This is a genomic window from Kineococcus vitellinus, assembly GCF_009906315.1.
GTDB lineage: Bacteria > Actinomycetota > Actinomycetes > Actinomycetales > Kineococcaceae > Kineococcus > Kineococcus vitellinus.
On record NZ_JAAALL010000001.1, the window covers coordinates 47,590 to 71,080 of the forward strand.

A 23,491-nucleotide genomic window follows, 5' to 3' on the forward strand; every position below is an offset into this window, starting at 1 on the left:
ACGGTGTTCGGAAGTGTTGCCATGGAAGTTCAGTCCCCCTAGTACAGGCTGATCTGTGCGTCGGTGCCGGAAGCGGCAGCGGTGAGAGCGAAGCCGATGGCTACGCCCGTGTTCTTTGGACCGACCTGACCGTTCGTGGTCACTTCGACTTCCTGGAACGCGGTGATGTTGGCCGAGCAGGTGATGGGTACGACGTTGCCCGGGCCTCGGATGACGCCGACCATGCCGCCCTGGATGTCGGTGAGAGCAGCGTCCCACTTGGCGACGCCGAAGATGCGGCCACCGGCGTCAGCATGGCCGATGGAGACGTTGCCGGTCCCGACGCTGGTGGCGAGGGGGCCTGCGGCGCCGGGCGAGGTCTGGCGGTTGCCGCTGATCTTGACGCATCGCTTGCCGATGACGGCGGTAATGGCGATGGCCGTGAGGTCAGCGCCCGGGCGGTAGAAGGGGATGCACTCGTTCTGGATGGTGGGCATGACCTACGCCTCCTGGGCAGTCTTGAAGCGGTTGATGCGGGCGATCTCGCCAGGGGTGAGGCCCAACGTGGAGTACTGCTCGGCGGATGCGGCGATGTCTTCCTCGCCGGTACCGCCGTGGCCGCTTTCGCTGAGGTTGATCGTCTTGGGTAGCGAGGCGATGGTGGCCTTGGTGATCTCGTAGTTGTCGTCCAGCGCCTTGCGCCAGCCGGCTGAGACGCTGGGACCGAACTTGCCTTCGTTCATGGCTGCTGCGATCAACGCGTCCTTCTCGCCAGCCTCGATCTTCTCGCGCAGCTGGCGGCCACGGGAGACTTCGGCTTGCAACTCGGCGAGCGCGGCGGCGTCGACCGTGACGGTCTGCGGTGCCTCCACGTCGCCGTCCTTCTGCTGCGGGATGGTCACCGGAGCCGAGCCAGGAGCCGACGTGGGTGCCGGGGTGTCCTCGGGCGCCGGGTCGGTGTTGGAGGCGGTGGCGTCCTTGGCGGCAGCGAGAGCGTTCAGCGCCTCAGTGATCTGCTCGTCGGTTGCGCCCTCTTCGAGGCCCAGGGCCTTGAGGTGTTCAGGGTTCACTTGCTTTTCCTCACTGAGGTGAACTGGGTCGTTTGACCTATTGACATTGTTAGCACCCCGCGATTCCTCTTTGGTGGAATACACGACGACTGTGGTAGCTTCCGCTGCCGCGACTGCGCCCGAGTCCACGTCCTCGTAAACGATCCGTACCTTGACGGGATCGGAGAACGTGACCTCGTCACCACTAATGGAGTACGTCACACGGTTGAGCGAGGCGTCGCGCTCGTCGCTGATGATCAGTTGCGGCGGGTCGACGTGCATTTCCCGGATCCAGAGATCCCAGTCGGGGTTCTGCTCGTAGTAGGAGCGGCGTACGTCGTCGGTGGACACCGAGGCAGCCACGTCGTCGGAGTGCTTCTTGCGACCGAACATTGGCTTGTCGGGTCCCTTCTCCTCGCCAGCAGCGAGGTCGTCTGTCACCTGGGCGGCTGCCACAAGGTCGAAGTCGTCGATGGAGTCAGCGGTGGCCAGCAGCTCGATATCGGCGAGCGTGGTCACGGCGGGGTAGGCGGTGCCCAGCAGGGCGACGCCCGTGAGCATGAAGTCGTGGACGGCGCCGGTCTGGGTCTTCGCTCCGAAGCGGCCCTCGATCGAGCGCCGGGGGTACAGGGTGCCCATGGCGTCGGCCAGCCAGGTGGGAACACCGACCAGGTCACCGATCAAGGTCATCCGGTCCTCGGACAGGCGCAGGTTGACGATGCGCCCCAGTGCCGGCTCCCCGTCGTTCAGCGTGGAGACGTGGCCGAGCTTGACGATCGGTGTGCGAACCGCAGAGTCGTCAGCCGCCGCGACAGCCGCAGCGAGGTGCTCGGGCGTGAAGGTGACATCGCCCGTAGAGGCGTGCCACTCCTCGCCCACCTCTACGAGCTCAACGCCCTTGACGACAGATACACCTGGCATGCGTTATTCAGCGTAGGCGAGCCGACGTTGCACCAGGTGGACATGTCGCTACCGTGCGCGCGTGAGCAACACGCAACCCCCGTCTCGGTGGCGAGATGCGTTCAATGACTCCTTCGGCCCACCGATGATGTTCCGGCCCTTGACGCGCGAACAGTACAGAGACCTCGATCGGATTGCGGCTAATCCTGATGTCATGCGCCGCGTAGTGCAGACCTTCGCGTTCTGGCGACCGCGCGCTCGCAGGAGAGTATGGGTCAAGGTTATTGCATGGGGTTCCTTTGCCTTCGGCTACCTCCTATTTCTGGCCGGTGTCCCACTCCACAGTGGAGTCCTGTTACTGCTGGGCCTTGCGATTGTTGTGGCCGCGCTCGTCGCCTTGTTGACACTGTTCAGAACTCGCGAGGTCGCCTGGTATGAAGCCTTGGCCCAAACGCGCTATGCCATAGAGGGGTACGCCATTCTCCGCGACGAGGTTGCGGCTGGGTCAAGGCTGACCTGGGAGAAGAGAAAGGCACTCGCTTCCCGAGCCGCCTGGATCGCGGACTACTTACTCGGCGCGTTCCGTCCATATCGTTTCGGACGCGGTACCCCAACCGAGAAGTTCAATGCTCGCTACTTGAAGCTGGCTCGGGAGGCCGTGCGGTCCCTCGTGCCGATCGGCCTCGCCAGCAGCGACGCTAGCCAGCTGCAGGCTGTCCACGACGACTTGTGGCGGGTGCTCTTGCGTATCCACGAGCATGACCTGCTCAGCATTGCCGACATTCGCCGGCCAACTGACCAGCCACCGCCACCGTTCTCAATTAAGCCAGCGGATCTTGTGACGTTGGTCATTGGCTTGCTGACTATCGTCGCGACTGTCTTTGTCGGATGGCGATGGGGAGGCTGAGTCACCAGCCCATGAAGCGCGCGATCCATCCCCGCTTCGGCGGATTCGCTTTGCAATGATCAAGGGCTACCTTCGTTGACTCCCAGCGCGTCTTGTACTTGCCGCTGTCGTGGAAGGTGTGAGCTGTGCGGTGACACCGCCGGCAGAGCGCTACAAGGTCGCCATCCCACTCGTGCCCGAGGCGTTCGTATGTGCGGTGGTGAAGGTCAAGACGACCCTTGAAGGAGCAGCCGCGGCAGTACGCGCCGTGCTTCTTCATCCACCGGGCTCGCCGCTTCTTCCACTCCTTCGAGCGCAAATAAAGATCCCGATACCAAGCGTTGTACTCGCGGCGTGGGGCCATATTCGGGGAAGGTTAGTCGGTGCGTACCTCTGGGCTTTTCATGCCTTTCCCCGTACCATTGACTTATGGATGCCGGGGACTGGCTGGGGGCCATTGCCGCACTGGTCGGCGCCCTCGTCGGGGGAGGCGCGGCAGTATTCGCCGGCATGTACGCCGCCCGACGGGCCAGCCGCTCCGCGGTGCGTGGTGCCTCGGCAGACCTGATCGCACTCCTGCTGCAGTCCGATGACCCGGCTTTGCGCGCCAGGGGCAAGGAGCTGCTGTTCGGGTCCGTGGAGGACCTGGCCACCAGTCCCGATGTCCCTGAGGCCACCCGGCGGGCCGCAGCCAAGCAGCTGGCCGACGACGCCACCCGAAGCAGCGAGCTGGACCAGCTCTTGGATCGGGCGCGTAGCCTGATGAGTGAGGGAGACAGGATCGTGTTGCGACGACCTCAGGAGGGCCAGAGCGATGAGTGAGACCAGGTACCTCGATGCCGGACCCGAGGTGATCGAGCTGGCCAAGACCCGCCTGGCGGCCTACCTGGCGGCTGGCATCAAGCCGGACCCCGCTCTCGTCGCTCTGGTGGAGGCTGCGAAGGCGAACGCCGAGGCGGATCGCCAGTTGGGCAGCGCGTAGCCGCTCGCGTACGTAGGGTGCCCATGTGGAGCCCAATGCTGCGCTGAAGGCCATCGAGACCTCCCTGCGCCTCGCCATCCGCGACGTGTATGGCAACGAGGGCTGGCTGCAGGTCAAGGGCGCACCGAGCCAGGAGAAGCTGCAGGAACGGCTGGACGCTGAAAGAGAAGCAGCGTGAAGCCGTGGTGGTCTCTCGCAACCTCCTTGATTACACGCACTACTTCGATTTGCAGGAAATCATCCTGAAGAACTGGCCTGACTTCAAGCCGGTCTTCGAAGAAAACGTGCGGATGAAGGGTTACTTCGACATCCTCGCCAGCGTGCGGAACGTCATCGGACACAGCCGCGATCTGGTCCCCTACGAGGCGGACCTGCTGTCGGGTGTGGCAGGGCACATTCGACAGATGGTCGCCATCTACCGGAGCAACGACGTGGCCGATCAGCACTACCCGAAGATCGAGAAGGTGTCAGACAACTTCGGGCGGGAGGGTCACTTGTTCAACGACTCGCCCTACTTCCCCGACAAAGTCCGAGTGGAAGTCGGGCAGGTCATCACCTTCTCCTGCTCCGCTCAGCGCGCGCGAGACAAGGACATTCGGTGGCGGGTCTCAACCGAGAACAGTATGAGTTACAGCAGGGATTCTTGGCCTCACTGGATAGCCAGCAATGAAGAGGACATGGCCGTGATCACCTTCGAAGTGACCGAGGACCACGTCGGTGAGTCACTGCGTCTCTTCGTCGACATGGCATCCACCAGCAAGCACCATCGCTACCAGCAGATCGACGACCAACGCTGGTTCGCCTACGCGGTCAACCCGCCCTACGACGCCTGACCAGTCATGCGGCTAGCCCCCACACTCCCACCGAATCCCACTTGATGATCTGCGTGGCATCCCCTGCTGGTGGCTGAGTCCCAGACTGCAAAGTCTCCGTCTGCAGCGCGCAGCGCATCGGGGTGTTGGGTACCCGACTGGTCGCTCGGCCCACCAGCTGACCGTCGACGAAGACGGCACAGTCGTTCGGCTTCCACTCGAGCACGATGTTGTGGGTCAGACCGTCGTTGACGTTGACGGGGTATGAGAAGACCTGCTGGTCCCCGGGGCCCGTGCCGTCCTGGTTGTGGTGGTTGAAGTGCGGCGCACCGCTGACCAGCTGACCTTCCATCCAGTCGATCTCGCCGTCGCGTGGCCACACCTCGGACTTCGGCCACATGAGCCAAGCCGTGGTCCAGCCGGCCACCAGTGGGTAGACAGCCTGGTAGCCGAGCACCTCGTACCGCCCGTACAGCTGGCTCTTGGTGCCATCTTCCAGGAGCGGCTCGGGAGCCATGGCGACCACCAGGCCCGTCGATGGGTCTCGGTGTAGGCGGCCGGTGAACCGGCCGTTGACGACACTGAGGTTGGTGTTGCCGCCGTAGTGGTCACCATTGTTGACCCCGTACGGACCACCGTGGGTCGTCAGGTAGTTCTCCGGATACGTGCTGTGCGAGCTGCCGTAGGTCTGGAGGAACTGGCCCTCAGGTACGTCGACGTTGTAGTTCTCGTCACGGCGCAACCGCCACCCGGGCAGGTCCGTCCTCGCAGCTGGCGGGAGGATCAGCCGGCGTCCAGCGCTCCCGTACCTCGCGCGCTGGGTGAGTCTCACCGCATGTCCTGGCCGGCGACGAAGCCGAGCCAGTTGACTCCGTCGTAGATCATGGAGATGACATCGACCTTGCCCGCCCCGCTGGACAGAGTCGGCGCTGTCCCTCCTGACCAATCGACCGCGGTGGGCCAGGTGACCGTGCGCCCGCCGATACCGTCTTGGACCAAGACGAGCGTGAAGGACTTGCCAGTGACGGCCGCGGGGTAGGTCAGCGTGACGTTGCCGGTGAGGATGAGTCGGTGCAGGGTGGCGGTACCCACGTCAGGCACCGTGTAGGCGCCGGTGACTGAGGCCTGGGAATTGACCTTCTCAATGGCCGACACGGTGTTGGGGTCGTACGTCATTCGACGAACCAGTTGGTTCCGTCGGTGTACACGGATTTCGACCCGTTCTGCGTCGTAATCACCGCAGTCGCTGCCCCGTCGATGGTTCCACTGGCTGGGGAGAGGGTTACCGTTCCTGTGGTCAGGCTTTTGACCACCAGGGTTTCTCCTGGCGGATACGTCGCAGGCAGTGTGACTGTTCCGGTCGCCGTCATGTTGATCTTCCGGTCCGTAACGAGGGCCGTGTAGTTGCCCCCCTTGGTCTGGACGCCGCCGCCTTCAACCCCGAGGAACTGCTCGGGCCCGGTGGGGAAGCGGAGCACCATCGCGCCCAGACCGGCACCGTTGTCCTTGGCGTACATGCGTGCCTCCCCGGCCGCGGCCACGCCGGGAGCCGCGATCTTGCGCGGGAAGCGAATAAAGCCCTCCGGGGCGAACACGACGTTCTGGTTGTGGACGACGCTGGTGTTGGCTCCACCATCCGTAATGAGGCTGTTCGGGGTGACGTTGCCACCGGTGCCGTAAAGGCCGTAGTCGATCCTCGGGTTCTCTACTAGCAGGTTGCGGCAGTCAGACCCGAGTACCAGTGCCTTGTTGGTCGTCGTGGTGCCATCGCCAGCGAAGTACCCACCACTGATGATCGGACTCTGCACGTATGAGTTGGCGCCAGCAGCGTTGAGTCCAATGCCCATGCTGTGTGCCCCACCTGTGGAGTACCACTCACAGCCGTAGAAGGCGAAGCCGAACCCGGCGTCGATGCGTACGTCGTAGCCGCCGACCGTGGAGTTCTGCTCGAAGCGGCAGTTGACCAGGGTCAGACTGTTGTTCGTCGACAGCGTGTTGGAGTTGCGGACGGACCACAGTCCATAGCCCGTGGTCTTACCGACGCCGTTGCCGATGGCGACGCACTTGTTCATGGTCCAGCCCGAGGGCGCGAGCTTGTATCCGCCCGAGCCGTTACCCGTGGCGTCGCAGTTCGTCATCATTCCGCTGATGGAGTTGGTGCCCGAGTGCTCGAAGCCCCAGCCCGTGTTGGAGATGCTCCGGACGTTGTTGAAGTTCAGCCCGTATGCGTACTCATCGTTGACGCCGCTGACGAAAGTCTCGCGCGCGTTGTAGACGCCGGATTTGCCGCAGTTGCGGATGACGAGGTTGTCGAAGGCGGAGTCCACGACGGACTGTGTGTAAATCCCATGGTCCCCGGTGCTCACCCCGATGAGTTCGAGGTTCCGCATCGAAAAGCCGGATACCTTGTTGTTGTTCGCTGGGCCGGCGCTAGCGCCTATCTTGCCCTTCACGGTCAGCAGGTTGCCCGTTGCGCCGGGCTTCTGCGACAGAATGGCGCGGCGCTTGGAGTCTCCGAAGATCGCTGGAGCTTGGTAGCCGTACGGGGCGCCTGAGACGGGTTGCGCCGCGTCGTTGGAGTAGTCCAGCGACAGGTTGGTCACCGTGAAGGTCGTCGGTGGGATGTAGACGGCTCGTCCGCTGGACTTGGCGTCGTTCAGCGCTTTCTGGATGGCGGCTGTGTCGTCAACGCCGTTGCCCACTGCACCCCAAGCCGGCCACATGACGTTGATTGGTAGATCGGACTGGTTGGCCTTGGCGAGCACGGCTGGGGTCTGGGCGACCTGATCAGCGCTCAGCCCTACGCCTGAGATGACCGAGCGTGAGCCGTCCGTGTTCTTGAAGCTGAGCGAGGTCATCAGGTCTTCCTACTTCTGCATCCAGGTGGTGCCGTCGTAGACGAACTCGTAGACGGTGCGGCCTCCCGCGGCCGGTGCGGTGAACGGCGTGGAGAACCGGAACTTGACGCCCCAGGTCACAGTACCCATGGCTCCCGACGAGCTGTTCGTGATGTCGACGGTCAGCACCGCGCCAGGGAACGCGTTGGACGGGTTGGTGATGGTGAAGGCGTTGCCGTCGGTGACGACGAGCCTCTTGTAGGCGCTGGACGATGCGTCGGGCGTGATCGTGGCGGCGTACACCAGGGTGCCGATGCCGTTCGGGAAGAGGAACGAACTCGTGTCCGAGAGGAGGGAGTATGCGCTGACGCTGGTCCCGGTGATGCGGTTGCCGAAGTACTGGTGGCCGCCAGCGGTGATGCTCTCCTTGATGCCGAACGTCGTCGTCTTGACCGTCTGGTCATCGGTGATGCGGTTGAGGCCGACGACGTTGTTCGTGCAGCCTGACAGGTTGATGCCTGGGTACTGCGGGCCGTCCTTCTGCTTGCCGACATTGCGGATGTTGTTGCCGACGATGACGTTGTCGTTGCCGGCGGACCAGATGCCCGAGTTCCACGCGCCGTCGACGGTGTTGTTGTTGCATGTTGAGTGCGCGCAGCTGACGCTGATGCCGTTGTCTTGGCTGTCGAACACGTCGTTGTGATCGATGGTGGCGTAGTCGCAGCCCGCGGTGAGGCCGATCGCTTCGAAGCCTGTGGTGGACGGCGCCATGCGGATCTTGTTGTTCGTAATGGTGGAGTGCGTCGGGAAGCCGGTACCGGCCGAGCCGTTGAGGCCAACGCCCATGCCACCCTTGATCCCGTCCATCTCGCAACGGTCGACGATGCACCAGGGCGAGTTGTCCTTGATGGTGACCCCGAAGCCCGTCTGCCCGTCATTGAGCCCGGTGTTGTCGATGCGACAGTCGAGCACCCGGCTGTAGGGGGTGCCGCTGATGCCCGTAAGCCCTTGGTAGACGATGCCAGCATCGCCCAGGTCGTGGATGTACAGGTCGCGGCAGGTGATGCGCGAGCCGTTGGTGACCTGGACACCCTTGAGCGATGCCGCCGCCGTGCCGAAGTTGCCGTCCAGTCCAAAGCCTTGGAGCGTCACGTTCTTGACCGCGGCGCCGGATGTGCCGAGGAACACCGCATTCGCTACGCCGGGGCCTGCTTTCACCGAAGTGAGGTAGCGGCCGAGGCTGAGGATCGTGATGTCACTGACGAGCGTCACTGCCGTGTTGAGCAGGTACGTGGCACCCACCGGGATCAGCACCGCACCCTTGACCGCCCCTGCTGCATTGATCGCTGCCTGGAACGCCGGGGAGTCGTTGGTGACCCCATCGCCCTTGGCGCCGTAGTCCCGGACGTTGAAAGCGAGATCGCTCTTCTTGAAGCCCAGCGCGTAGGAGAGGACCCCACCCGGGACATCGAGGGGGAGGGCAGAGGCGTCGTTGGGATCGAGAACGTAGGAGCCGGCTGGCGCGTCCGCGAAGGCGCCGAAGAAAATCCTGCCCGTCTGCGAGCCGGTCGCTACGAGCTTGCTGCCATCGGGGTTGTCACCCGTCGGACCGCCGGCTCCACCACCGCCCTGCTGGGGTGGGCGCGTGATGGGTCCGAAGCCCATCAGTCGTCCTGCTTCAGCAGCGCGTAGGTGCTCATGACGCCCGAGGCGGTCCTGGCGTAAAGCGTGTCAGTTTTGTTCAAGTTGATAGCCATCGACTCGCCGGCCAGGAGCGGAAAACCCTTATCGGTCGCGTTCACATCCGATCCGCCCAGGTAAATCGTCTGGTCGCCCGTGTTGCGAATGCTGTAACTCAGGCCTACGCGCGAACCTGTCTCATTCAAGAAGATCGCAGTGGGTGGAGTGCCGCTGGTGACCGACCCAGTGCTCGCGGAGAACGCCATATGCGTCCAGGTTAGCGACCAAACGCCGCGGCTTCGCGGACCTATGCACTCTCGTCGTCGGTCGATACCCTTGGGCAGTGGACTCCGAGAGCGAAGACTGGGCAGCGTATTTAGCCGATTGGGAAGTTGAAGATCTTGAGGTCGTTCTCCGCTTCTTAGTGTTCGCCTACGACAGGAACATTGTCCAGATGCAAGAGGCGGACACGAGCAGTTCGATGTATCAGCTTCTATTTGACCGACGGATTCACTATAGGATTCTTTTGAGTTCCTGTCGCGCCGGGATTCGCGCAAAGCGGGGTCTGAATCTTAGGGATCCAGTCTCGCCTGCTGTCAAAGAGGTCCTGCAAGTCGATCTTTTTGATATGGCCGCTGGTGCCGTCGTTGGTCGGTACGTGGAGAAGCTGTTGGAGCAGGTGGAAGGCGTCATCTTGCGACCACACAAGAATATGGAGGCGCCGAATCCGCTAGCCGTTCGTGAAGCTGCGAGGTGGGCCGTCAACCGCGTGTACAGCGATGTCTTACCGGCGGGGTTGACACCCATCAGCGAAGCCATGGACCTGTCTCACTGGTTCGTGACCTACGAGTACGACGGGTATCGGTACAGCGTGTGGAAGGACTTGACGAAGGACGACGGCCAAGCCTCCGTGCAACGAACCGTTGCTCCTTAGTGGGAGCTGAGGTACATCGAGTTCAGCTCGGCCTCGTTCCCGGCCACCGTGGAGAACGCGGGATGCAGCGCCTCATGATCGCCGTTCCATGCCCGGTTGATCCACTCCACCGTGTGCTGCACCGTCACCATGTTCGCCTGGGCGTCGACGACGTGGCACAGCAGGGAGATGACGCCCGGCCGGTTGACGCTGACCGTCGCAGTGCCGTCGACCGTCTCGAGCCTGACCTGGCCGCCGGGGATGCCGTCTTGCACCTCCCAGCTGTAGCCCACCGGGCCACCACCGGCTGCCGTGGCGGTCGTCGTGACGGTGACCGGCTTGCCGTACCACTGTGCCTGGTAGCTGTCCGCTGACACCGTCGGAGGGACCGGGGCAGGCACCACCGGCCCGATGAAGTCCAGTCCCGCGCGAGCGGCGAGGTCGTCGAAGACCACCCGCTCGTTGGCCGCTGGCGATGCCACGCCGATGCGGCAGTGCGTCGGGGTCCCGCGCAGGTTGTTGTTGGCCTGGCTGTCCGAGCGGGCCAGCAGGGCCATGGAGTCAGCGCCGTCGTACACCCGCAGGCTGACCTGGCCCGTCGACGCGCTGAAGGTGGCCGCCACTTCGATGCGCAGCCACCGTCCCGTGGGCAGGCTGGCGGTCTGGTGGATCTGGGAGCCGTTCTGCGAGCGCACGCGCAGCGTGCCGTCGGTGCGGTGCTCCAGGTCCAGGCAGCTGCCGTCGCCCGCGATGTACCACTGCACGATGCGGTGGTTGGTCGACGGGTCGGCCGGGAAGTAGACGTTGAGCCGCAGCACCTGACTCGCGTCGGCCGCGGCCCACTCCACGTAGCTCTGCGAGGCCACCGAGCGGTCGGTGGACACCTCCAGCGCCCGCCGGCCGTGCGCCACCAGCAGGTCCGTGCACAGCACCGCGCAGCCGGTGGCCGTCTTGACGAGGTCGGTGAAGGGGTCCGGGGACGCTGAGGTCTCCAGGGTGATCGGCTCACCGGGACGGCAGGACTCGAGGTCGTTGGTGAAGCTCACGCGAGGTAGCCCGGGGACACGTAGTGCGGCCCCGGGTTGGACGACACCGGCGAGCGCTTGCCGCCGGGGCAGCGCTTGACGCCGGTGCCCCAGTACGCGGCCTTGGCGTAGACGACCTGGCCGGGGTACTGCTTGGCCGGATTGGGTTTGAGCCACACGTCGTCGGTGACGATCATCGGGCGGTCCGAGCCGTCGGCGGCGCCCTCGGTGATCCACAACAGCGCGCCCGACTCGGAGCTGCCCTTGAGGTACATGCGGCTCAGGCGCCAGGTCCCCAGCGCGACGGGGTCGAACTTGTGCGGGTCGGCGAAGATGCCTTGGTAGGTGGTCTGGCCGTAGACCCGGTCCGTGTACAGCTCGTACGGCCCGCGCCAAGTCTGGATCACGTCGGCGTGGTTGCTGCCGAAGGAGCCCTTGACCTCACCCACCACCATGTTCTGCAGCACGACGCGGGTCTGCGGGTCCCCGAGGGTGTCGATGTTGATGCCCTCGGTCAGGTAGCCCGACAGCGCCCAACCCTCCACGTGCACCGTGCGCGGCACCGCGCCTGAGGCGTTGCCCTTGATGAAGAGACCCCGGTTGCCGTTGGTAGCGCTGTAGACCGAGCCGAGGTCGACGCCGCCGCCGATGGCCACGACGTTGCGGCCCCCGTCGATGACGACCCCTCCGGACGCGGCCACCGGAGCCGGGCAGCGCAGGATGTAGTCCCTGGTCGGGTCCAGCCTGGGAGCACGGTTGGTGCTGGACAGCGTGATGGTGACCGGGTCCACCAGGGCCGGTGGGGCGTACTTCAGCTTGCCGTACTGGCTGAGGTCTCGGTGGCCGACGTGAGCGATGGGCACGTCAGTCCTCGGTCTCGATCCACACGTCCCGGCCGAGCCGGTCCACGGAGTCGACGGGGCCGACGATCCACCACAGGCCGTCCTCAAGGTCCGCTGGGCGGGCCGGGTAGCCCTTGGAGGCGTCGTAGGTGACCACCGTGTTGGTCGACGACACGGCCTTGATTGCCGCCACGTCGTCGATGAGCGAGTTGATCGCCGCCACCATGACCGCGGCCGACGTGTTGAGCTTGGGCCGCGTGGTGTCCCGTAGGACCTCGTCGCCCTGGATGACTTCGACGGTGATCTTGTTCGTCATGGGCGGTAGTGGAAGAAGATCGAGGCGAAGTTCGCCGTGGTCGTGCCGTCTCCGCCGGAGCCCATGATGCGGATGAGCACGTCACCCTTGGCCGCGTCGGGCACCAGCGCCCAGTCGGCGTTGTTGCGGTAGCCCACGGAGTCGACGGTGAGGGTGGCCAGCTGCATCGAGGTCCAGCCCGTCGCCCCGGACAGGTCCGTGGTGTAGTCCACGCTGAGGCTGGCGCCGGCCGCTCCACCACCGAGGACCTGGGCGGTCAGCTTGGCGAAGTTGGCCATGCGGGTGTCCATCTGCATGTAGAAAACCGACCCGAGGCTGCCGTTGCCGCCGAAGCGGGTGAAGGCCGAGGGGATGGCCCACGACTGGTTGGTGATGACCGGGACGCTACGGCCCTTGCCGGTGCGCTGGTCGGGGTAGCTGCGCACCTTGTCGGTGGGCGGGCCCTTCCAGAAGACCGTCTCGTCGCTGATGCGGACGATCTGGCTGTTGGTGCTGCTCAGGCCGCCAGTGAGGCCCCAGATGTGCCCGCCGGTGATGGACAGCTCGGTGGTGTAGGTGGCGAAGACCCCCCACCGGGGCTGCCAGACCTGGTTCTGCTGGTCGTCGTCCTCGACAGCCGTCATGACGCCCACCAGGTCGACCGCGCACACCCGGTTGGAGGCGGTACCCCGCAGCGCGATGGCCGCGTACCCGCCGTCGCCCGCGCCGGTGTTCGGCCCGTCACGGCGGAAGTCACCGCCGACAATCGACACACGCGAGCGCGGCCCTGAAGCGGTGATGAGGACCCCGTCCTTGGCATTGCGGTCGGTGTAGCAATTGGTCAGGCTCACGCCGCCGTTGCCGCCACCGATGATCCCACTGCCGGTGTTCCCACTGATGAGGAAGCCGTTCTCGTTGATGTTGTACGCCGCGATGCAGTTGGAGATGGGGAGCTGACCGGCGCCCTTGATGTAGAAGCCGCCGCCCTGGTTGGAGACGGCCAGGTTGTTGGTCAGGTAGGCGTCGGTGTAATTCTCCAGCCACCAGCCCCACTTGTCGTCCATGGCCGAGGTGCCGGCCGACCACGAGGAGCAGAAAGCGAAGCCGCCGCCACGGGGAAAGACCTGCCCCCGGCTGGACTGGTAGGGCAGCATCGCGACGTTGTGGCCCGAGGCCTGCAGGAAGGCCATCTGGTCGAACTTCCAGCCCTTGACCTCACCGAGCAGCGCCACCCCGTTGATGGGCGTGGCGCTCGTGCCGCTGCCGATCTGCTTGGAGTTGCCGTCGATACTGAAGCTGCGGAAGAAGCAGTTGCCGGTCAGCACGTCGTCGTTCAGCTCACGGTCGACGCCGAGCAAGATGGCCTGACCCTGGAAGCTGTTGAGCGGGCGGATCGAGCAGGGACCGGCGGTGCCGGTGTTGTACGTCCACCAGCCCGAGCCGGTGCCCATGATGCCCTGGCGCTCCTTGGTGGGCTGTACGGGGCGCGAGACACCCGCGATGCCGTCGTTGAGGGTGAGCAGGCCACCCTTGTCCAGCGCGTCGAAGGCCTCGTCGAAGCCGGGGGAGCAGTCCACGACTCCGTCCATGGCGTAGCCGAGGTCGTTGACCAGGTTGAGGGTGGACCAGTGCCGGCGCACCAGGTTCACCAGGAAGCCATTGGCGTCCTTATCGGCCTTGCCGTTGATGCGGGTGCTCAGCGCGGTGTCGGCCTGCGCTCGAGTCGTCGCCTCGGCGTCGATGCTGGCCTGCAGCTGCTCCTCGCCCAAGGTCGGTGGGGGAGTCTGCTGCATCGAGGCGACCACGTCGATCAGCTCGTTGACCGCGCTGCCGATCTGGGACACGTTGGTGTTGATGTCGTCACGGGACTTGTCTCGGAGGCCGTCGCCGCCCTGGATGATCGTCAGCTGCGGCTTGTTGATCGTCGTCGCCACTACTGGCTGCTCTTCCGGTCGTAGCGACAGACGATCGTGCCTCTGCAACGGCCCCGGCCCTTGCACTCTTTGTACCCGCCCGAGGGGTAGTCCTTCTCGGCAGCCGTCAGGCTGTCGTACTCCTTGCCGTCCCGAGCGGCGCACGCGGAGCAGGTGGCCGAGTCCAGCAGCTCGCTGGCGAAGACGGCGTCGGGCTCGTCCTGCTGGAAGGCGTAGAAGCGGGCGCTGTTCTGTGCTTGGGTCAGCGCGCCGCCCAGCTGCTCGCGTGGGTAGGCATCCGACAGCTCGTTGAGGTAGTCGGCCACCTCGGCGGCGATCTCGGCCGCGGCCAGGCCCCCGCCGGCACGGGCCAGAGCCTGCTGGCTGGCCGTGGTGCTGATGCTCTGGCTCATGACCGTGTCCAGCGCGTTGGCTCGGGACACGAGCGAGGTCACCAGGGGAGTGATGTCCGGCCGCTCGATGATCACACCCTGTGCCGCGGCCTCGGCGATCGCCTGGTCCAGAGCTGCCTCGGCGACGGCCACCATGGCGTCGGTCAGCTGCACGGCGCCCGAGGCTGACGTGCGGATGGCGGCCAGCGCGGCGAGGTCGTTGGGGTCGATGCTGGCGATGACGGCCCGGAGGTCTTCGACCTGGGCGAACTTCACCTGAGTCAGCCAGTCGGCCAGCAGGCTGTCGACGGTGGTCGTGAAGGTCTTCTCCATGGCCTCGAAGTCGGTGCCTGCGGCGAGCTCCACATCCGAGGGGTCGCGATGGCCCACCGCCGGCGTCGGTGCCTCCGCAGCGCGCACCTCGATGCGCTCCCGGCGCCGTGGTCGTTCCTTGGCCTTGAGGTCGACCAGCTTGGGCGCGGCCAGGGGGTCCGGGTCGTCCGGGTCGACCTCGGGCATCTCCGGCAGCTGATAGCGGTCGCGCAGGAAGCCCTCGATCTCGTCGCCCGGGGTGATCAGCCCGGCCTGGGTCAGGGCGACCAGGTCGACGACCGAGGAGCTGTCGTCGTCGTCGCGGTCGTAGGCCAGCAGCGGGACCGGCCCGTCGGCGTTCGCGAAGTTGAGGTCGATGAGGTCCTCGACGACGTGCTCGTTGGTGATGTCGATGTACTCGTTGGCCAGGGCCTCCTGGGCCAGTAGGAAGAGGTCGGTGAAGGTCTCACCCAGCGCGCGTGAGCCGGTCTCGGTGGACCCAAGGTCCATGTACTGGCTCATGAACGACTTGGACATCTGCTGGTCGTGGTAGCGCAGCGTGTTGATCGCATCCGGGAGCGAGCCCTGCACACCCTGGAACGTCAGTGACGCTCCGTAGGGGAGTGCACCGCCAGCGGAGTCGCCAGCCCGGTAGGACTGGGCCAGCGCCGCGAGCATCTGCATCTCTTGCTGCGTGGCGTTCTCACCAGCGGTCGCGATGGGCACACCGGCGCCGTTGCGCTCGATGTTGATCGCGTTGACCCGGATGACCCGGTCCTTGATGATCCAGTCCTTGTAGCACTTGCGCAGCACCGAGCGTCCCCGCCAGTTGCTGGCTTCCTGCTCGTGGATGTAGGCCACCAGCTTGTCGACCGGGATGTAGGGCCCCTGGGCTGAGGAGATGATGCCGCCGCGGTGGTTTTGGTCGGGCCACTGGCGGATGCCCTTGAGGCCGCCGTCGCGCGCCACGTCGATCTCCGAGATGGTCAGCGGCATGCGAGGAGCCAGCTTGCGCAGCAGCAGCCGACCGGTCGCGGCGTCGTCGTTCTCGTAGCGGTAGACCTGCTCGAAGAACATGAAGCCGTAGATCAGGCTGAGCAGGGCGTTGGCCAAGTGCTTGTCGTGGCTGAAGCGGTCCCGGGTGCGTCCCTTGGGCTGCTCCGCGTCCTGCACGGGCAGGTTGAAGGCCGTGGCGACCAGGTCTACCCACTCGTCCGGTGCCCCGTTGGGGTCGATGTACCAGTGGTAGCGCCGGATGGGCAGGGTCTGGGCGAGCAGGAGGCCGGCGATCTGCGCGTCGTTGCGCATGGCGTTGTACACGGCGATGTCCGCTGGCGGGAGCAGCTCGGGGACCGTCTCCAGGGTGTCCCCGAAGAACGACCAGGGCATCGAGCTGAGGTTGCCGTGTCCGACTTCGGTTGTTGGCTTGGGCACGGCGGTTCCTTGATCAGCTTGCGACCAAGATCAGATTAGCTGGCCAGGTGCTCAGAGCGTGGGCATGGGACCGCTTCGACTGGACGAGTGGCTCGTGAACAGGGACCATGAACCACGGCACGTAGACACGACTGAGGAGGCGAAGATGTTTCGTCGCAAGGTCAGGGCTCTACTCGCAGGTGCAGCTATCGTTCCGCTCGCGTTGATCGGCTCAGCCACGTCAGCAAGCGCCGACGCCAGCGGCGGCAATTGTATATTCGCCAATCTTGGCAGCGGCGGCCAACCTCCGAAGATGTGTCTGCAGTTCAGCATCACGGGTGACGGCCTCAAGGTTGAGTTCGGCAAGATGAACGGCAACCCCTTCACCGGCTACAACCACACTGAGGCCAACCTCACAGTCGCGGGGACGATCTGCCAACCGCGCATCGACTTGGTCTACATGGATCGCGCTGGCAACCCCTACTACAGGCACAACGGGCAAGAGGCGGGAGGGTGCTACATCGCCAGCCGCGAGTACTGGGGCAGCTTCGACAGTCCCACGGCTTTCAATGCCCAGCCTGGCTGGGTCTGCGCTGACGTGATGAGCGCCGGGAAGTTCACCGGCCTCAGCGCCTGCCACAACCTTCACGACTGAGGGTCACCACTTACGATCGAGCAGGTCGCCCATGATCGTCTTGCGCTTGTGAGTTTCGACGTTCACGGTCTGACCGAAGCCCGCGGTGATCATGTTCCGGCCGTGGACCAGGGCGTCCAGGCGGTCAGGTGAGGGGCCGATGATGTCGGCCGTCGTGGTTTTGATCTGCTGCTCCAGCTGCGGGAAGTGACCGACGAAGCGGATGGTCTTCTGTCGGATGGCTTCCTGCAGCGACATGGCACGGTCGAACTTCGCCTTGCTGACCGTCCTGGACTTGCCTGCGTGTACCTCTCGGATAACCACGTCGGTGACCCCTGCGCGGTCCAGGGCGTGCTGCAGGGCCGACCGGATGGCGTCGTAGCCCTGGTTGTTCTCGTACCCGATGACGCTGGCGCTGAAGGTGACAGCCGCCGCGACAGCCCGGTCTGCCCAGTCGTCGATCGGCAACCGGCAGGAGAGGTCGGCCAGCTGGTAGACCAGCCCATCCGTGCCCAGGCGGAGCACCTGCATGCCGGTCTCGTCTGAGCTGGGGCTGTTGGACACCGCGGGGTCGATCATGACCAGCGAGCGCACGGTGCTGAACTGCAGGTCCGGTCCCTCGGACACCCGGATGGCATCGAGCTCGTCGGCGGTGGCGATGGCACCCTCCACCGTGTTGACCTCGTGCTGCACCTCCGTCATGAAAGCCCGGGGGCCGATGTCGTTCAGCAGCGCCTCGTACGTCTCGATGCTGCCGCCGTCCCAGGTGGGGTCGCCGCTGGTGATGCGGTAGGTGCCGTCGGTGCGCATGTCGAAGGCGAAGTCGCGCAGGCCCGGGATGGGACCGATGACCGTGCGCCGGCGGAGGAAGTCGGCGCGCCCGTCGGCCAGGCGAGCGAAGATGCTGTCGGCGTGGATGAGGTTCTGCACCGCCAGGACCGCCACGTTGGTCGACCCGGCCGGGATGATGCCCTTGGTGATGATGTCGATCTTCTTGGCCGTCGTGCGGGGCGTGTCGGAGGCCTCGTCGATGTCGTCCAGCACGATGAGGTCAGGGCGCTGGTCCTCCACACGGATACCGCGGGCGGCGGTGTCCAGGCCGAGAGCGTCGACGGTGAAGCCCGTGGAGGTGCGCAGGCGGTTGCGGCGCCAGCCCTTGGCGTTGCCGAACTTGCCGACCAGGCGCTCACCCATCTCGGGGTAGTGCTCTTCGACGGTGCTGGACTCGAGCATCGCGCCGATGGTGGCGACGTGCTTGTCGGCCTGGTCCTGCGTCTCACACACGTACACGACGTACCGGCGGGTCTGCCGGACACCCAGGGCCACCACGCCGAGTTCGGCGGTCGTGGACTTGGCAGCACCACGGGCGAGGATGGCAACCATGGACGCTGGCCGGTCGTCGATGCCGATGGCCCACAGCCAGCGCCAGATGGTGTGGTGGTGCTCGGCCAGGTCGTACTTGGCGTACCCCGCGAACATGGTGGCCAGCCAGGTCTCGTAGTCCTGCTCGATGGCCTGGCGTTCCTCGGTCAGCTCGGGCGAGAGGATGTCAGCAGCCACCCGCCAGATAGAGCGAGGGACGACGCTCAAGGCTTGTCGGCCACCCGCGGGATCGGCATGGAGACCCACTCGCCGTTGCGCTCCGTCCGAGCTGCCGTGACGACGTTGCTGCTCACCTTGTAGGTGCCCCGGGTGACGGCCACGGTGCCCTTGGTCAGCAGCCGGACGGTGGTCCATGCGAGCCAGCCGGCACCGACCAGGAGGCCGAGCGGCCAGCACAGCACCAGGACGATGAGGAAGAGCAGGAACTTGATCATGACTTGCCCAGCTTGACAGCCAGCGCCTCGGTGAAGTCGGACCATCGCTCGCCATCGATCAGCGCTTGCTCCAGGTCCGCCATCCACGAGAACGCGTTGTCCACATCCTTCTGCAGCTGGACGATGTCATCGGCGTCGATCTCGGCCCGCTGCATCAGCTTGTCGATCACCCGGTAAGCACAGGCGGTGCGCTCGTGCTGCTGGGCAATCTCGTGATCCTTGCGGCCCAGCTCGCGGCGCAGCTGTGAGTTGCCCACACATGCGATGACGATGGCGACGACAGACAAGGCTGCGGCGAGGAAAGCAGTCAGTAGTGCAGCGGCCATCAGTCCTCCTCCGCCAGCTCTTGGGCCCGCTCGGCGACGGCCAGCTCTTCCTGCGCGACGGTCAGGTCGATGAACGGGTGGGGTTCGTTCGTGGCATCGAGCGTCTCCTGCGTCTTGGCCACGCGGCTCGCGAAGTCCTCGCGGTAGCGCTCCAGTACCTCAGCGATCGTCTTGCTGTCGAAGGCAGCTTGCTTGTTGGCCTGGGCGACCAGTGCCGCCGCCCGCTCTTCGAGGTTGGGTACGTCGATCATGAGTCCCACCGCCCGAAGGACTCACCGTGGTGGCACTCGCCCTTGCAGGGGTGCGTGAGCATGAGCTTCATGAAGGATCCTTGCTGGTCTCTGCTGATCTCGGGCTTGCTGAAGTGGATGAAGGTGCAGTCGCTCACCGTCAGCTGCGCCAACGGATTCGTCGGACGGATGTAGAGCATCAGGTAGCCGGCGGCATCCGAGTGGACCTCGAGCCGTACGTCGTGCATCTCGGGCACGCGGTCGACGGCTGCCTCCCCCCGCCACCTCATCGCGGCACTCCGAGGATGGTCATGGTCTCGTCCTGGCTCGTCGTGCTCTGGAACTGCCCGCCCCACTTCCTCGGGGCGTTGACGTACTGGGCCAGTGCCTCGTCGGTGTACTGCACATCGACCGTGCCGACCTGCTTGCCATCGAGCTTGGCTGGCACCTCCTCGGTGAAGCATCCGAACAGCGCCATCTGCGCGTCCTTGAACCCTCGTCGGTACTCAGCCGGGTCGGCGTAGCCGTTGCCCTGCTTGCGGTAGGTGGCCTGACGGGTGGCGCCCGCTCGGTAGCCGTACTGGTAGCTGGTGGCTTTGGTCATCGCTGGCCCACCCAACGCTTGAACCGGCTCCACAGCCGGGTGTCCTCGGTGAACGCCACGCAGTGGCAGTCCTCGCCGTGGCAGCGGTAGTCGTTGAAGGTCGGGCGCTCCGGCTTTGAGTAGAGACTGCCTGAGGTGATCCGTACCGCATAATGCGCGGCGCGAACGTGTCCGCATCGGCACGGGTCGTTACGGACCGACCATGGAGACACAACCCATGCTGTACCGACTCGTGCCTGGTGGGAGTGCTGAGAAGGACGCGGGTGCTCATGCGGAGGTGTCTCCGCCCACGTTGGAGCCAAGGGTCTCTCACTCATCGCGGCACCTCCGCCCACTTGGTGCCGCAGTGGCCGCACCACACCGTGGTCGTGGTGTGCTCGCCGGCGCCGTTGACGACCGAGAACGACTCGATCTGGTGGCCGTTCTGGCGGCAGTCGTCCAGGTGGACCCGGTCTACCTCCTCGGGTGTGGGGCGCTCCCTAAGAGGCATCGCCATCGACCACCTTCGGGTACAGGTGCTCCAGGGAGCCGGGCTGGACGCGTGCCTTGTCGACGAACGCGTCCACCTCGTCCTGCTTGAGCCGGATGACCCGGCCGAACTTGTAGGCGGGCACCTGGCCCTCGTCGATGAGGCGGTAGAGCGTCCGCATGCCGATGCCCAGCTGCTCGGCGGCCTTTTTGGTGCTCGTCCACTGCGTTGTGGTGTCTTTCGTCATCGATCACGAACATAGTCGCCTTTCGCCGCGCTGTGTGCGAACGACGACGAAATGAGTCGAACGACCCATGCGCCAAGCGGGTGACGTGGCTGAAGCTGACGTACGACAGAGCCGATCATGTGCTCGTGAAGTACCTAGGCAAGCTCCAACTCGTCGACTGGTCAGTCGGCAGAAAGTCACTTCCCTACGGCGTGCAACACCTAGATGTCGCCGCATACTTTCTCGACGAGTTCGATGGGCACATGTATTACGCATTCACGCGAGGCAACGCTATTGGGTTGCGGCCAGGTGATAGCGACCAGGCCCGCACTCTTTACGACATCACGCAGATCATGAGTGCAGGATTGCCCTTTTCGGTTTACCGGCCATGTGATGCGATGCGTGATGGCTCCCTAATGCACGCTGGCGGAGAACTATGGGATGTTCCGGAGCGTGAGACTCTGTACCGCGAACATGGCAAGGACGCGCCCTACGTCATTGCGGCCGAGGCGCAACGCCTGAGGCAAGCGCGAGTGCGACGCGCAGCTAGGGCCAAGAAGAGCCTTCTGGTAGGCGGCCCCGAACATGAGTCTCCTGAATTCGCCCGCCGTGCCATCCCTAAGGACGTGAAGATGTACGTCTGGCAGCGCGATGGCGGGGTGTGCCAGGAGTGCGGCTCCAACCGCGACCTGGAGTACGACCACATCATCCCGGTGTCCATGGGTGGCTCCAACACCGAGCGCAACCTGCAGCTGCTCTGCGAGCCTTGCAACCGAAGTAAGGGCGCACAGCTCGCCTGAGCTATCCGAGTGATCGACGCTCTAGGCGGGTGCTCCGCTGCCCGACTACCTGTAGGTCCACGACGAATCGCGCAGGAGGTGCCGCCATGGCTCAGTGCCCGGGAAGCTACGAGCAGACCACGATCTACGACCTGTACCCGAACAACTACGGCGGCAACATTCAGGGCAACTGGGCCTGCCCTGCCTGCAACAAGACGGTGGGTGGCGACGCGGTCGTTGCCGACCCAGGCCGCATCCCCTTCCACACGGACGGTGCTGGCGAGTGGGTCGGCAAGCTGCTGTTCTTCCTGATCGGCACGGCGCTGATCATTGGCGCCATCTATGCATTCGCCGTCCAGGACATGAGCTGAGTCCTATAGGCCCATGTCTCCGCGCTTCTCGGGCAGTCCGATCGACTCTGGCTTCTGTGCCAGCACCAGGCGACCCAGGTCACTCACGAGCCACACCGTGCAGCCGTTGCGCTTGGCGTCGGCCTTGACGATCAAGCTCCGCTGCTCCAGCTCCTTGCGGCGAGGCCGCTGACTGGACCCCTTCATCCGTAGCGCCTGCTCCAGCTCCAGGTCGGTAGCACCCGAGCGGGAGCGCTTGGCGATCAGCTCCAGCATGGCGAGGCGCTGGACTCCACTGCGTGGGGCGTTGCGCTCGCCGGCCTTCTGGCTGATCTCCTCCTTGCCCTCGATGAGTGCCGGTCCGAAGAGGTCGACCTGCTCGTAGCTTGGTGATGAACTCATGTGTTCTCCCATAGTCCGTACTTCGATGTGCTTGCTTCGATCTGTGCCACGGTCACGCGCGCCGGCACACCGGTACCGCGTGACGAGTCCTTGGCGATGCGGGCTGCGACGAGGATGTCCTCGAGTGCCTTGGCCTTCAGTGCGTTGGTCTGCTCTTCGCTGAGGGGCTGCACCACGCCCAGGGGCCGCGTCGTCATGGCCGCCAGTCCCTGATGAGTGCCTGCAGCTCCTCACCGCGGATCGGCTTGGCGAACTCGACGAAGTCGAACGGGTGCAACGTCAGGGCGCTTGCGTCAGCCATGTCCGCACAGCGGTCCAGTGCCACGTCCAGCGTGTAGAAGCCGTGGATGGTCAGCTCGTCGAACTGGTTGAGGTAGGAGATCGCGTAGACGAACGGATCGCTCACAGCGCCGGTCCTTCCTCACGAGCATGCGCCTTTTCTGTGTTGATCGCCCCGTTGACGAGGCTGAGGCGAGCTTCGAACATGGAGCCTACGACCTCTGCCTCCCAGGCCATCAGCACGTTCCGAGGGTCCAACTCACGCCACCGGCGCATAGCCTCGGCCAACTGGGGCATCGCCGTCGATGCCAAGAGCGTCAACACCCGGGTGGCATCTCGTCCCTGAGGACGCTGCCACGGACGACAGGCCTTCTCCACCGCTGCGACGATCGTCAGGTCGTCGTCGACGCTGTCGATGATCTCGGCCTCAGTGCGCTTGAGTAATGAGGCGACGCTGGATGAGCTCATGACGCGTCGCGAGCCATGGCCTGGTTGGCGTCAAGGATGGCCAGGAACAACTGGTCGATCGGAAGGTGGTCGGACAGGATATCGATGACCGCGGAGACACCCAGCATCAGGCCGTTGTCGAAACTCATCAGCTCGCCCTGGGACAGGGGAGTGGTGCCCTTGGCTGCGAGGGCCGTCGTGAACTCGGATCGCTGACGTGCGTGGACGTGGCCTACGAAGCTCTCCAGGGCCTCCCTTGGAGCGCTCATGCTCACCACCGCCTCTGGGTGACGCTGCCGCCAGCTTCGACGCATCCCTTGACCTTGCCGCAGTTCACAGACCCGCCAGCTGTCACGTTGCCGTCGACATTGAAGCAGCTCACCGACCCGACAGCATCGATTGAGCCACCTACGTCGGCGGCACTGACCGAGCCGTCGGCAGTGATACTGCCCGTGACGCCACGGGCCTCTACTGACGCGGTGGAGTCCAGGTGGTCCAGGTTGCCCTCGATGATCACCCTGACGATGACGCCATCGGTCCTGTCGATGACCTTGCCGTCGATGGTGATGGTCGACCCGTTGATCGAGACGCTGCTGCCCGCGTAGGTCTTGCCGTTGATCCGGACAGTCATGGCCATTCACCCCCGTCCTGAGGGACGATGACGTTGGGGGTCAACGGCCCGGTCGTCAGGTTCCGCA

At 64.8% G+C, this 23,491-nt stretch carries 35 protein-coding genes; 9 read left to right on the top strand and 26 right to left on the bottom strand.

The features are described from left to right. Positions 1–38: 38 nt before the first annotated feature. Positions 39–476: a hypothetical protein gene (locus GTQ99_RS00250; protein WP_205706546.1), complete on the bottom strand. Its 438-nt coding sequence runs from the start codon at positions 474–476 to the stop codon at positions 39–41. Between the two features lie 3 nt (positions 477–479). Then, on the bottom strand, positions 480–1,907 hold the full coding sequence (locus GTQ99_RS26480; RefSeq protein ID WP_166613736.1) for a phage protease: 1,428 nt from the start codon (positions 1,905–1,907) through the stop codon (positions 480–482). Between the two features lie 103 nt (positions 1,908–2,010). On the opposite strand from GTQ99_RS26480, the gene GTQ99_RS00260 reads away from it, so the two are divergent. The 5 genes from GTQ99_RS00260 (at position 2,011) to GTQ99_RS00280 (ending at position 4,629) form a co-directional block, all read left to right on the top strand. After that, positions 2,011–2,835, top strand: coding sequence for a hypothetical protein (locus tag GTQ99_RS00260; RefSeq protein WP_166613737.1), 825 nt, complete (start codon positions 2,011–2,013; stop codon positions 2,833–2,835). Between the two features lie 408 nt (positions 2,836–3,243). Beyond that, positions 3,244–3,636, top strand: coding sequence for a hypothetical protein (locus tag GTQ99_RS00265; RefSeq protein ID WP_166613738.1), 393 nt, complete (start codon positions 3,244–3,246; stop codon positions 3,634–3,636). After that, complete coding sequence (locus tag GTQ99_RS00270; protein ID WP_166613739.1) at positions 3,629–3,796, top strand: hypothetical protein; 168 nt, start codon at positions 3,629–3,631, stop codon at positions 3,794–3,796. Before GTQ99_RS00265 ends, GTQ99_RS00270 begins: the two co-directional genes overlap by 8 nt. 25 nt (positions 3,797–3,821) lie before the next feature. Further along, positions 3,822–3,974 (top strand): hypothetical protein, encoded by a 153-nt coding sequence (locus GTQ99_RS00275; protein WP_166613740.1) that lies wholly within the window; start codon positions 3,822–3,824, stop codon positions 3,972–3,974. 4 nt (positions 3,975–3,978) lie between these two features. Beyond that, positions 3,979–4,629, top strand: coding sequence for a hypothetical protein (locus GTQ99_RS00280; protein WP_166613741.1), 651 nt, complete (start codon positions 3,979–3,981; stop codon positions 4,627–4,629). A 4-nt stretch (positions 4,630–4,633) separates the two neighbouring features. Here GTQ99_RS00280 and GTQ99_RS00285 read toward each other — a convergent pair whose 3' ends face one another. The 5 genes from GTQ99_RS00285 to GTQ99_RS00305 all read right to left on the bottom strand — a co-directional run bounded on the left by GTQ99_RS00285 (position 4,634) and on the right by GTQ99_RS00305 (position 9,391). Further along, positions 4,634–5,350, bottom strand: a complete 717-nt coding sequence (locus tag GTQ99_RS00285; RefSeq protein ID WP_166613742.1) for a LamG domain-containing protein — start codon at positions 5,348–5,350, stop codon at positions 4,634–4,636. An 86-nt stretch (positions 5,351–5,436) separates the two neighbouring features. Continuing rightward, positions 5,437–5,784, bottom strand: coding sequence for a hypothetical protein (locus tag GTQ99_RS00290; protein ID WP_166613743.1), 348 nt, complete (start codon positions 5,782–5,784; stop codon positions 5,437–5,439). Next, on the bottom strand, positions 5,781–7,466 hold the full coding sequence (locus GTQ99_RS00295; RefSeq protein ID WP_166613744.1) for a pectate lyase family protein: 1,686 nt from the start codon (positions 7,464–7,466) through the stop codon (positions 5,781–5,783). The genes GTQ99_RS00290 and GTQ99_RS00295 overlap by 4 nt, the downstream gene beginning before the upstream one ends. A 9-nt stretch (positions 7,467–7,475) precedes the next feature. Continuing rightward, on the bottom strand, positions 7,476–9,110 hold the full coding sequence (locus tag GTQ99_RS00300; protein ID WP_166613745.1) for a glycosyl hydrolase family 28-related protein: 1,635 nt from the start codon (positions 9,108–9,110) through the stop codon (positions 7,476–7,478). Next, positions 9,110–9,391, bottom strand: a complete 282-nt coding sequence (locus tag GTQ99_RS00305; RefSeq protein ID WP_166613746.1) for a hypothetical protein — start codon at positions 9,389–9,391, stop codon at positions 9,110–9,112. Before GTQ99_RS00305 ends, GTQ99_RS00300 begins: the two co-directional genes overlap by 1 nt. A gap of 77 nt (positions 9,392–9,468) precedes the next feature. Here GTQ99_RS00305 and GTQ99_RS00310 point away from each other — a divergent pair, with 77 nt between their 5' ends. Next, positions 9,469–10,059, top strand: a complete 591-nt coding sequence (locus GTQ99_RS00310; RefSeq protein ID WP_166613747.1) for a hypothetical protein — start codon at positions 9,469–9,471, stop codon at positions 10,057–10,059. Here the strand turns inward: GTQ99_RS00310 and GTQ99_RS00315 are convergent. From GTQ99_RS00315 to GTQ99_RS00335, 5 genes are read right to left on the bottom strand one after another with little or no spacing between them, the layout of a single operon-like run. Beyond that, on the bottom strand, positions 10,056–11,084 hold the full coding sequence (locus GTQ99_RS00315) for a hypothetical protein (protein ID WP_166613748.1): 1,029 nt from the start codon (positions 11,082–11,084) through the stop codon (positions 10,056–10,058). The genes GTQ99_RS00310 and GTQ99_RS00315 overlap by 4 nt on opposite strands. After that, positions 11,081–11,926: a hypothetical protein gene (locus GTQ99_RS00320; RefSeq protein ID WP_166613749.1), complete on the bottom strand. Its 846-nt coding sequence runs from the start codon at positions 11,924–11,926 to the stop codon at positions 11,081–11,083. The genes GTQ99_RS00315 and GTQ99_RS00320 overlap by 4 nt, the downstream gene beginning before the upstream one ends. A gap of 1 nt (position 11,927) precedes the next feature. Beyond that, positions 11,928–12,221, bottom strand: a complete 294-nt coding sequence (locus GTQ99_RS00325) for a hypothetical protein (protein WP_166613750.1) — start codon at positions 12,219–12,221, stop codon at positions 11,928–11,930. Then, a complete protein-coding gene (locus GTQ99_RS00330; RefSeq protein WP_166613751.1) occupies positions 12,218–14,134 on the bottom strand; it encodes a hypothetical protein in 1,917 nt (638 codons plus the stop codon). Before GTQ99_RS00330 ends, GTQ99_RS00325 begins: the two co-directional genes overlap by 4 nt. Next, entirely contained in the window at positions 14,134–16,251 is a 2,118-nt protein-coding gene (locus GTQ99_RS00335; RefSeq protein ID WP_166613752.1) for a phage portal protein family protein, read from the bottom strand. Before GTQ99_RS00335 ends, GTQ99_RS00330 begins: the two co-directional genes overlap by 1 nt. Positions 16,252–16,396: 145 nt before the next feature. Between GTQ99_RS00335 and GTQ99_RS00340 the strand changes: the two genes are divergently transcribed. Further along, the gene (locus GTQ99_RS00340; protein ID WP_166613753.1) at positions 16,397–16,885 is read left to right on the top strand and encodes a hypothetical protein; all 489 of its coding nucleotides are present in this window, start codon (positions 16,397–16,399) and stop codon (positions 16,883–16,885) included. A 3-nt stretch (positions 16,886–16,888) separates the two neighbouring features. Here the strand turns inward: GTQ99_RS00340 and GTQ99_RS00345 are convergent, their stop codons facing one another. From GTQ99_RS00345 to GTQ99_RS00380, 8 genes are all read right to left on the bottom strand, one after another. Next, complete coding sequence (locus tag GTQ99_RS00345) at positions 16,889–18,424, bottom strand: hypothetical protein (protein ID WP_166613754.1); 1,536 nt, start codon at positions 18,422–18,424, stop codon at positions 16,889–16,891. 26 nt (positions 18,425–18,450) lie between these two features. Next, the gene (locus tag GTQ99_RS00350) at positions 18,451–18,681 is read right to left on the bottom strand and encodes a hypothetical protein (RefSeq protein ID WP_166613755.1); all 231 of its coding nucleotides are present in this window, start codon (positions 18,679–18,681) and stop codon (positions 18,451–18,453) included. Continuing rightward, entirely contained in the window at positions 18,678–19,007 is a 330-nt protein-coding gene (locus GTQ99_RS00355) for a hypothetical protein (protein ID WP_166613756.1), read from the bottom strand. The genes GTQ99_RS00350 and GTQ99_RS00355 overlap by 4 nt, the downstream gene beginning before the upstream one ends. Then, on the bottom strand, positions 19,007–19,258 hold the full coding sequence (locus GTQ99_RS00360; RefSeq protein ID WP_166613757.1) for a hypothetical protein: 252 nt from the start codon (positions 19,256–19,258) through the stop codon (positions 19,007–19,009). Before GTQ99_RS00360 ends, GTQ99_RS00355 begins: the two co-directional genes overlap by 1 nt. After that, positions 19,255–19,494, bottom strand: coding sequence for a hypothetical protein (locus GTQ99_RS00365; RefSeq protein WP_166613758.1), 240 nt, complete (start codon positions 19,492–19,494; stop codon positions 19,255–19,257). Before GTQ99_RS00365 ends, GTQ99_RS00360 begins: the two co-directional genes overlap by 4 nt. A gap of 29 nt (positions 19,495–19,523) precedes the next feature. Further along, positions 19,524–19,841 (bottom strand): hypothetical protein, encoded by a 318-nt coding sequence (locus GTQ99_RS00370; RefSeq protein ID WP_166613759.1) that lies wholly within the window; start codon positions 19,839–19,841, stop codon positions 19,524–19,526. A 313-nt stretch (positions 19,842–20,154) separates the two neighbouring features. Beyond that, entirely contained in the window at positions 20,155–20,331 is a 177-nt protein-coding gene (locus GTQ99_RS00375; protein ID WP_166613760.1) for a hypothetical protein, read from the bottom strand. After that, complete coding sequence (locus GTQ99_RS00380; RefSeq protein WP_166613761.1) at positions 20,321–20,557, bottom strand: helix-turn-helix domain-containing protein; 237 nt, start codon at positions 20,555–20,557, stop codon at positions 20,321–20,323. The genes GTQ99_RS00375 and GTQ99_RS00380 overlap by 11 nt, the downstream gene beginning before the upstream one ends. 80 nt (positions 20,558–20,637) lie before the next feature. Here GTQ99_RS00380 and GTQ99_RS00385 point away from each other — a divergent pair, with 80 nt between their 5' ends. Further along, positions 20,638–21,336 carry an HNH endonuclease gene (locus GTQ99_RS00385; protein ID WP_205706547.1) on the top strand — a complete coding sequence of 233 codons (699 nt, stop codon included), beginning with the start codon at positions 20,638–20,640 and terminating at the stop codon, positions 21,334–21,336. An 86-nt stretch (positions 21,337–21,422) separates the two neighbouring features. After that, on the top strand, positions 21,423–21,686 hold the full coding sequence (locus GTQ99_RS00390) for a hypothetical protein (RefSeq protein WP_166613762.1): 264 nt from the start codon (positions 21,423–21,425) through the stop codon (positions 21,684–21,686). Between the two features lie 3 nt (positions 21,687–21,689). Here the strand turns inward: GTQ99_RS00390 and GTQ99_RS00395 are convergent, their stop codons facing one another. From GTQ99_RS00395 to GTQ99_RS00420, 6 genes are read right to left on the bottom strand one after another with little or no spacing between them, the layout of a single operon-like run. Continuing rightward, a complete protein-coding gene (locus GTQ99_RS00395) occupies positions 21,690–22,067 on the bottom strand; it encodes a helix-turn-helix domain-containing protein (RefSeq protein WP_166613763.1) in 378 nt (125 codons plus the stop codon). Then, positions 22,064–22,264: a hypothetical protein gene (locus GTQ99_RS00400; RefSeq protein WP_166613764.1), complete on the bottom strand. Its 201-nt coding sequence runs from the start codon at positions 22,262–22,264 to the stop codon at positions 22,064–22,066. Before GTQ99_RS00400 ends, GTQ99_RS00395 begins: the two co-directional genes overlap by 4 nt. After that, positions 22,261–22,473, bottom strand: a complete 213-nt coding sequence (locus tag GTQ99_RS00405; RefSeq protein WP_166613765.1) for a hypothetical protein — start codon at positions 22,471–22,473, stop codon at positions 22,261–22,263. Before GTQ99_RS00405 ends, GTQ99_RS00400 begins: the two co-directional genes overlap by 4 nt. Next, positions 22,470–22,814: a hypothetical protein gene (locus GTQ99_RS00410; protein WP_166613766.1), complete on the bottom strand. Its 345-nt coding sequence runs from the start codon at positions 22,812–22,814 to the stop codon at positions 22,470–22,472. Before GTQ99_RS00410 ends, GTQ99_RS00405 begins: the two co-directional genes overlap by 4 nt. Further along, positions 22,811–23,071, bottom strand: a complete 261-nt coding sequence (locus tag GTQ99_RS00415) for a hypothetical protein (protein WP_166613767.1) — start codon at positions 23,069–23,071, stop codon at positions 22,811–22,813. Before GTQ99_RS00415 ends, GTQ99_RS00410 begins: the two co-directional genes overlap by 4 nt. After that, positions 23,065–23,430: a DUF342 domain-containing protein gene (locus tag GTQ99_RS00420; protein ID WP_166613768.1), complete on the bottom strand. Its 366-nt coding sequence runs from the start codon at positions 23,428–23,430 to the stop codon at positions 23,065–23,067. The genes GTQ99_RS00415 and GTQ99_RS00420 overlap by 7 nt, the downstream gene beginning before the upstream one ends. Between the last annotated feature and the right edge of the window lie 61 nt (positions 23,431–23,491).